This window comes from Parafannyhessea sp. (assembly GCF_051876455.1).
Lineage (GTDB): Bacteria > Actinomycetota > Coriobacteriia > Coriobacteriales > Atopobiaceae > Parafannyhessea.
This window is the reverse complement of record NZ_JBJEHW010000224.1, coordinates 1-7169: the sequence shown is the minus strand read 5'-3', so window position 1 is coordinate 7169 and position 7169 is coordinate 1. Positions and strand designations below refer to the sequence as shown.

At 63.1% G+C, this 7169-nt stretch carries 7 protein-coding genes; 5 read left to right on the top strand and 2 right to left on the bottom strand.

Annotated elements, in window-relative coordinates:
- Together ACI38Z_RS09275 and ACI38Z_RS09270 are read right to left on the bottom strand one after the other, a co-directional pair.
- Positions 1–353, bottom strand: a 353-nt coding sequence (locus ACI38Z_RS09275) for a hypothetical protein (RefSeq protein ID WP_439789920.1), incomplete at its 3' end; no start/stop codon positions are given.
- Between the two features lie 49 nt (positions 354–402).
- Positions 403–1401, bottom strand: a complete 999-nt coding sequence (locus tag ACI38Z_RS09270) for a LacI family DNA-binding transcriptional regulator (RefSeq protein ID WP_439789919.1) — start codon at positions 1399–1401, stop codon at positions 403–405.
- A 576-nt stretch (positions 1402–1977) separates the two neighbouring features.
- Between ACI38Z_RS09270 and ACI38Z_RS09265 the strand changes: the two genes are divergently transcribed.
- The 5 genes from ACI38Z_RS09265 to ACI38Z_RS09245 all read left to right on the top strand — a co-directional run bounded on the left by ACI38Z_RS09265 (position 1978) and on the right by ACI38Z_RS09245 (position 7126).
- The gene (locus ACI38Z_RS09265) at positions 1978–3414 is read left to right on the top strand and encodes an L-fucose/L-arabinose isomerase family protein (protein WP_439789918.1); all 1437 of its coding nucleotides are present in this window, start codon (positions 1978–1980) and stop codon (positions 3412–3414) included.
- 44 nt (positions 3415–3458) lie between these two features.
- A complete protein-coding gene (locus tag ACI38Z_RS09260) occupies positions 3459–4292 on the top strand; it encodes a transketolase (protein ID WP_439789917.1) in 834 nt (277 codons plus the stop codon).
- Positions 4285–5223 (top strand): transketolase family protein, encoded by a 939-nt coding sequence (locus tag ACI38Z_RS09255; protein WP_439789916.1) that lies wholly within the window; start codon positions 4285–4287, stop codon positions 5221–5223. The genes ACI38Z_RS09260 and ACI38Z_RS09255 overlap by 8 nt, the downstream gene beginning before the upstream one ends.
- Positions 5224–5286: 63 nt before the next feature.
- Complete coding sequence (locus tag ACI38Z_RS09250) at positions 5287–6312, top strand: D-ribose ABC transporter substrate-binding protein (protein WP_439789915.1); 1026 nt, start codon at positions 5287–5289, stop codon at positions 6310–6312.
- Positions 6313–6445: 133 nt separating this feature from the next.
- Positions 6446–7126 carry a DUF2291 family protein gene (locus ACI38Z_RS09245; protein WP_439789914.1) on the top strand — a complete coding sequence of 227 codons (681 nt, stop codon included), beginning with the start codon at positions 6446–6448 and terminating at the stop codon, positions 7124–7126.
- Positions 7127–7169 lie beyond the last annotated feature (43 nt).

Sequence of the window (7169 nt, the reverse complement as noted above, 5' to 3'; positions counted from 1 at the left end):
CCGAGGCGTATGACGGCCATCAGGAGGTCGCGCTGGTAGAGGCCCATGAGGTCGATTGCGCCGATGCCCGCCTCGAAGAAGGCGACGGACCACACGGCCATCACGATGGCGCACGCGATGAGCCCGTTCTGGGCAGCCGTGCGCGGGACCCCAAGCTGCGCGCGGAAGCGCGCCGCGCTCGCGCGGAAGCCGTGGCCGGAGGACGCCTGGTCCTGCCGGAGCTCGCGCGCCACCCGACCGGCCGCCGTGGACGGGGCCTCGTCCTTCTCGCCCGCGGACGCCTGGGCCACGCGCTCCCGCTCGTACTCGCGCTTCCTGCGCTCGCGTTCCTGCTTGCTCGATCTCTTGGACATGGGGGTCCTTTCGTGTTTTTGGGTCGCGCCTCGCGGCGCGCCAGCCTGGTCAGATCTTAGCCACGGAGTCGCGGATCACGAAGTCGGAGGATATGTGCGTGACGCAGGTGTAGTGGTGGGGGTTTCGCACCTGGTCGAGCAGCTTGTGGACGGCCATCGCGCCTATGTCGTGCTTGTGGATGTGGATCGTGGTGAGCGCGGGGAGCGTGAGCGTGGCGAGGGGCAGGTCGTCAAAGCCCACGAACGAGACCTGGTCGGGCACCCTGATGCCCCGCTCGATGCAGGCGCGCATCGTGCTCGTGGCGATGACGTCGTTGTCCGCGTAGAACGCCGTGGGGAGCTCGGGCGACGTGTCGAGCCACGCCTTGGCGTCCTGGTAGGCGGTGGAGAGGGTCGTGCCGATCTTGACGATGTACCTCTCGTCCAGCGTGAGGCCTGCCTCCCTCAGGGCGCGCTCGTAGCCGCGGCGCCTCAGCGGGAAGTTCTGGATGTCGGCCTTGCCGGAGAGGTAGCCGATCCTGCGGTGCCCCATGGAGATGAGGTAGCGGACCGCGGCGTAGGAGGAGGTCTCGTTGGAGAGGACGATGGACTCCATGGCGTGGTGGTAGCACGACCCGTCCACGACGACCAGCGGCGCCTTGCAGTTATAGAAGGGCTCGTAGTCCTCCTCGTGCAGCTCCGTGCCAAGGAGGATGATGCCGTCCGACGGCTCGTCGCACAGCTCCCTGATCTGCTCCGCGGCGGTAGGGGAGGTCATGTCCACCGTTATATAGCGCGTTGGCAGCCCCTCGCGCCGCGCGGTGCGCTCGACGCCGTCCATCACGGCGGGATGGAACTCGCCCTCGTCCAGGATCGCGCCCGTCTTGCGTGCCACCACAAAGCGAATGCCCCGCAGGCGGTTCTTTGGCGCATAGCCAAGCTCGTTCGCGACGCGCTTGATCTGGGCGGCCGTCTTGGCGGAGACGCCCGGCTTGTGGTTGAGCGCGTTGGAGACCGTCGCGGGCGAGTAGCCCGTGGCGCGGCTGATGTCACGTACGCTTACCTTCATGTTGCATGCACCCTTATTCACGGTCAGACGTCCCGCGCGGCGGCCCGGGGTGCTTCCTTGGGCTTGGCCGCGTCTTCCTCTTCAGTATAACTAAACAACAACGAATATGTTTAGAAAAGATTTATTTGGTTGCTGAACGTCGCAATCTGATCACGTAACGGCAACTTTACACAGGCTCTGCGGACTGCAAACGTTCACGGAGATATCGATATGAATTATTGCTACATAACATGCAATGTTATCGCATAATATACAAAAATACACAAGATTATGTATGTCTGAAATCAATTAAAGAATTCTTAAGCATAAACAAGACAGTCAAGAAAAGCAAGCAATAATTCCCGGGAACTGCTCGCTAACGAAAACCTACCGTTCAAGTTTTAGCCCTGTTGTTTTGTAAATCTAAACAGTACAGTGAGGATGTCCTGAGCGAGCAAAGCTCTGTACTGGCAAAACGCATTTGATGTAAACAAATCACTAAACAAACGAACCAATGGTCTTCAGCAAGTTACAGGACGGAAGGCCAGCACCAGCTGGGCCACAACCCACGTCCGCAAGCGTCAGAAAGGCAGTGCCATGGGAGAGGGATACAAGCAGGTCAAGATCGGCATGGCCCCCACGAGGAGGAGCATCTTCAGCGCGCCGGACGCGGTGAAGTACGCAAACCTCACGCGCAAGAAGCTCGACGAGCTCGGCGTCAACTACGTCGACATCACGGACATCAACGAGGAGGGCCTCCTCTACGACGACGAGGACCGCAAGAAGATCGCCCAGAAGTTCAAGGACGAGAAGATCGACGGCCTCTTCCTCCCGCACGGCAACTTCGGCACCGAGTACGAGTGCGCCCGCCTCGCCAAGGAGCTCGGCGTCCCCGTCCTGCTGTGGGGCCCTCGTGACGAGGCGCCGCTCGAGAACGGCATCCGCCTGCGCGACACGCAGTGCGGCCTGTTCGCGACCGGCAAGGTCCTGCGCCGCTTCGACGTTCCGTTCACCTACATGACCAACTGCCGCCTGGACGACCCCGAGTTCAAGCGCGGCCTGTTCGACTTCCTGGCCGTCTGCAACGTCGTCAAGAAGTTCCGCAACATGCGCATCCTCCAGATCGGCCCGCGTCCCTACGACTTCTGGTCCACCATGTGCAACGAGGGCGAGCTGCTCGAGAAGTTCAACATCCAGCTGGCCCCCATCCCGCTGCCCGAGCTCACGGACGCCATGAAGGCGGCCGAGAAGGACGAGCCCAACGTGGTCGACGACGTCGTCCGCTACTGCCACGAGAACATGACCTGCGACATCTCGGAGGACCTGCTCCGCAACGTGGCGTCGCTCAAGGTCGCCATGCGCAACCTCGCCACCAAGTACGGCGCGTCTGCCATCGTCATCCAGTGCTGGAACGCCCTGCAGGGCGAGATCGGCATCATGCCCTGCGCCGCCAACTCGCTCCTCAACGAGGAGGGCCTGCCGGTCGTCTGCGAGACCGACGTCCACGGCGCCATCTCCCAGGTGCTGGCGGAGGCTGCCACGTTTGGTGACACCCGCGCGATGTTCGCGGACTGGACGGTCCGCCACCCCACCAACGACAACGGCGAGCTGCTGCAGCACTGCGGCCCCTGGCCCATCTCCGTTGCCCGCGAGAAGCCCACGATCTGCGTGCCCGTCGCGTTCACGCACAACGGCGCCGTTTCCGCCGAGGCCAAGCACGGCAAGCTCACGATCATGCGCGTCGACGGAGACCACGGCGAGTACTCGATGCTCCTCGGCCACGCCAAGGGAATCGACGGCCCGTTCACCAAGGGAACCTACCTCTGGATCGAGGTCAACGACCTCAAGAGGCTCGAGGCCAAGGTCGTGGAGGGCCCCTACATCCACCACTGCGTCGCCATCCACTCCGACATCGTCCCCATCCTGTACGAGGCCTGCAAGTACATCGGCATCAAGCCGGACCTGTACGACCCGATCGAGGACAAGGTCAAGGCGTACCTGCACGGCGAGGACGTCACGTTCGACGAGATCTAGGCGTTCGTTCCACACGTCGCACTAGCACGAAAGGAGAGTTGACCGTGAACTACAAGGCACTTGCATACGACCTGCGCAAGGACACGCTCGACATCATCATGGCAGGCGGAGGCGGCCACATCGGCGGCGACATGAGCGAGATGGAGATCCTCGTCGCGCTCTACCTCGCAGGCGAGATGAACGTGTCGCCGGAGAACATGGACGACCCGGACAGGGACCGCTTCATCCTCTCGAAGGGACACTCGGTCGAGGCCTACTACGCGGTCCTCGCCAAGGCGGGATTCCTCGACCTCGAGGACGTCAAGAAGCGCTTCTCCAAGTTCGGCTCGCCCTACATCGGCCACCCCAACAACAAGCTCAACGGCATCGAGATGAACTCCGGCTCCCTCGGCCACGGCCTTCCCGTGAGCGTGGGCATGGCCCTTGCGGGCAAGATGGACGAGCGCGACTACCGCGTGTACGTCCTGCTGGGTGACGGCGAGCTCGCCGAGGGCTCCAACTGGGAGGCCTTCGAGTCCGGCGCCATGTACAAGCTGGACAACCTCTGCGCGATCATCGACCGCAACCACCTCCAGATCTCGGGCAACACCGAGGACGTCATGGCCCACGAGAACCTCAAGGCCAAGGTCGCGGCCTTCAACTGGAACGTCATCGACGTCGAGGACGCCAACGACCTCGACCAGGTCATGGCCGCCCTCGAGCAGGCAAAGGCCTGCAAGGGCAAGCCGACCTTCATCATCGCCAACACGGTCAAGGGCTGCGGCTCGCCGATCATGGAGAACAAGGCCAGCTGGCACCACCACCTCCCCAACGCGGAGGAGTGCGAGCAGATCAAGAAGGACCTGGAGTCGAGGAAGGAGGCGCTTGAGAATGCCTAACAAGATCGCGAACAAGAAGGTCATCTGCGAGGTGCTCTCCGAGCACGCCAGGGTGGACAAGGACGTCGTCGTGCTGTGCAGCGACTCGCGCGGCTCGGCATCGCTCACCCCCTTCTTCGAGGAGTTCCCCAAGCAGTCCGTCGAGGTCGGCATCGCCGAGCAGGACCTCGTGGGCATCGCCGCCGGCCTCGCCGCCTGCGGCAAGAAGGCCTTCGCGGTGTCCCCGGCGTCGTTCCTCTCCACCCGCTCCTACGAGCAGTGCAAGATCGACTGCGCCTACTCCGACACCAACGTCAAGCTCATCGGCATCTCCGGCGGCGTCTCGTACGGCGCGCTCGGCATGAGCCACCACAGCGCCCAGGACATCGCCGCGATGTCCGCCATCCCCAACATGAGGGTGTACCTCCCGAGCGACCGCTTCCAGACCAGGAAGCTCGTCGAGGCGCTCCTGCAGGACGAGAAGTGCGCCTACGTGCGCGTCGGCCGCAACGCGGTCGAGGACGTCTACACGGAGGACGACTGCCCGTTCGAGATGGACAGGGCGACGCTCGTCCGCGACGGAAGCGACGTTCTTCTCGTCGCCTGCGGCGAGATGGTCAGGCCGGCCGTCGACGCGGCTGAGCTGCTCGAGAAGGACGGGATCTCCGCGGCGGTGCTCGACATGTACTGCGTCAAGCCGCTCGACCGCGAGGCAATCGTCAGGCAGGCGCGCAAGGTCAGCGCCGTCATCTCCGTCGAGGAGCACGCGCCGTTCGGAGGGCTCGGCTCCATGGTCGCCCAGGTCGTGGGGGAGGAGTGCCCGCGCACGTGCGTGACCATGTCGCTGCCCGACGCACCGGTCATCACCGGCACGTCCCGCGAGGTGTTCGACTACTACGGCCTGAACGGCGAGGGAATCGCAAGGCGCGCCAAGGAGGCGCTCGGCAAGTAGGACATAGGCGGGCCAAGTCCCGCTGCGTGTTTGCAAGGTAGGGTTTCGAGGAAAGGGAAGACAATGGCAATCACTAGGCGCTCGTTCTTGGAGATGTCCGCTCTGGCAGGCACGACCGCGGCACTGTCCGCGTGCGGCGGAAGCTCCAGCGACAAGTCCGGCTCCGACTCCAGCAAGTCGAGCTCCAGCAAGTCCAGCAAGAAGAAGATCCTCAAGGGCGGCGGCTCCAAGATCATCTACGTCATCACCCCCTCCGTCTCCAACCCCGCGTTCAAGGCAGAGGCCGACGGCGCGACCGACGAGGCCAAGAAGATGGGCTACGAGGTCAAGGCCAACTCGCACGACGATGACGCCAACAAGCAGTCCGAGCTCTTCGACTCCGCCATCGCCGACAAGGCTGCCGCCATCATCTGCGACAACGCAGGCGCCGACGCCACGGTCGAGGCCGTCAAGAAGGCTGCGAAGGCCGGCATCCCCACGTTCCTGATCGACCGTGAGATCACCACCACCGGCGACGCCATCGCGCAGATCATCGCCGACAACAACCAGGGTGCCTCCGACGTCGCGCAGACGTTCGTCGACGTCATGGGCGAGAAGGGCAACTACGTCGAGCTGCTGGGCAAGGAGTCCGACACCAACGCCAAGGTCCGCACCAACGGCTTCCACTCGGTCATCGACCAGTACAAGGACATGAAGATGCTCGAGCAGCAGACGGCCAACTGGGAGCAGACCGAGGCCTACGACAAGATGGAGACCCTGATCCAGACCTACGGCGACAAGATTCAGGGCGTCGTCTCTGGCAACGACACGATGCTCCAGGGCGCCTGCGCGGCCCTCTCCGCCCACAACATGACCGTCCCCGTCATCGGCGTCGACGGCTCCAACGAGGCGCGCGACCTCATCAAGCAGGGCAAGGCCACCGCGACGGCGCTGCAGCAGTTCGACGTCATCGCCCGCACGGCCGTCCAGGAGGCCGACAAGTACCTGAAGGACGGCTCCACCGGCGAGAAGGAGAAGCAGCTCATCCCCTGCGTCGTCATCACGAAGGACAACGCGGACAAGCTGAACAACTTCGTCTACACCGAGTAGCTCGGACGTAGGCGAGCACGGCTCGCTAGCAGGCTCTGTGTAATGCGGGGGCATGGGCCACCCATGCCCCCGCGGCTTTGGATGCTTTTGGCAGTGCGCATATCGAGCGCGATGCCTAGATAGGAGGAGAAAGATGAGGAAGGGGTTTCTCCCGGTGCTGGCAAGCGCACTCGTAGCGGGTGCCGTGGCACTCTCCGGCTGCACGGTCGTGCCGATAGGCCAGGAGGCAAAGTACACGGGCGAGGTCACGTTCGACGCCAAGTCCCAGTCGAAGAGCCTTTGGAAGAAGGTCGAGAACCAGGTCACGCCGAAGGCGGTCGACATCGGACAGCTCCTCACGGCAGGCGACACCTCCGGACTGACCAAGGACATGACCATCAACAAGTACAACGGCAAGAACCTCACGACGTCCAAGTACGCCGCCGGCAACAGCGTCGTCTACGCCGTCAAGGGCACGGGTACGGTCACGGAGATCAACGCGAAGGTGGCAAACAAGAGCGCCTCCTCCAAGGGAACCATGACCGTCCAGGTCGACGGCTACGCCGGCAGCAAGAAGGTCGTCATCAACGTCGGCCCCGTCATCACGGACACGTCCCTTCGTGACTACCTCGACATCAGCCTCAACGACTACAAGGACACGACGCAGTGGAGCCAGGTCTCTCAGGCAATCAACGACTACTCCCAGAAGAACGTCATCGACAAGGCCGACATCGCGAGCCTGAAGGGCAAGAAGATCAGCTTCGTGGGCGCCTTCACCGCACAGACTGGCATGACCTCCGTGAGCATCACGCCTGTGGAGATCAAGGCCGAGTAGCCGACTCGACATTAGGAAGGAGATGCATGCACATGGCAGGATA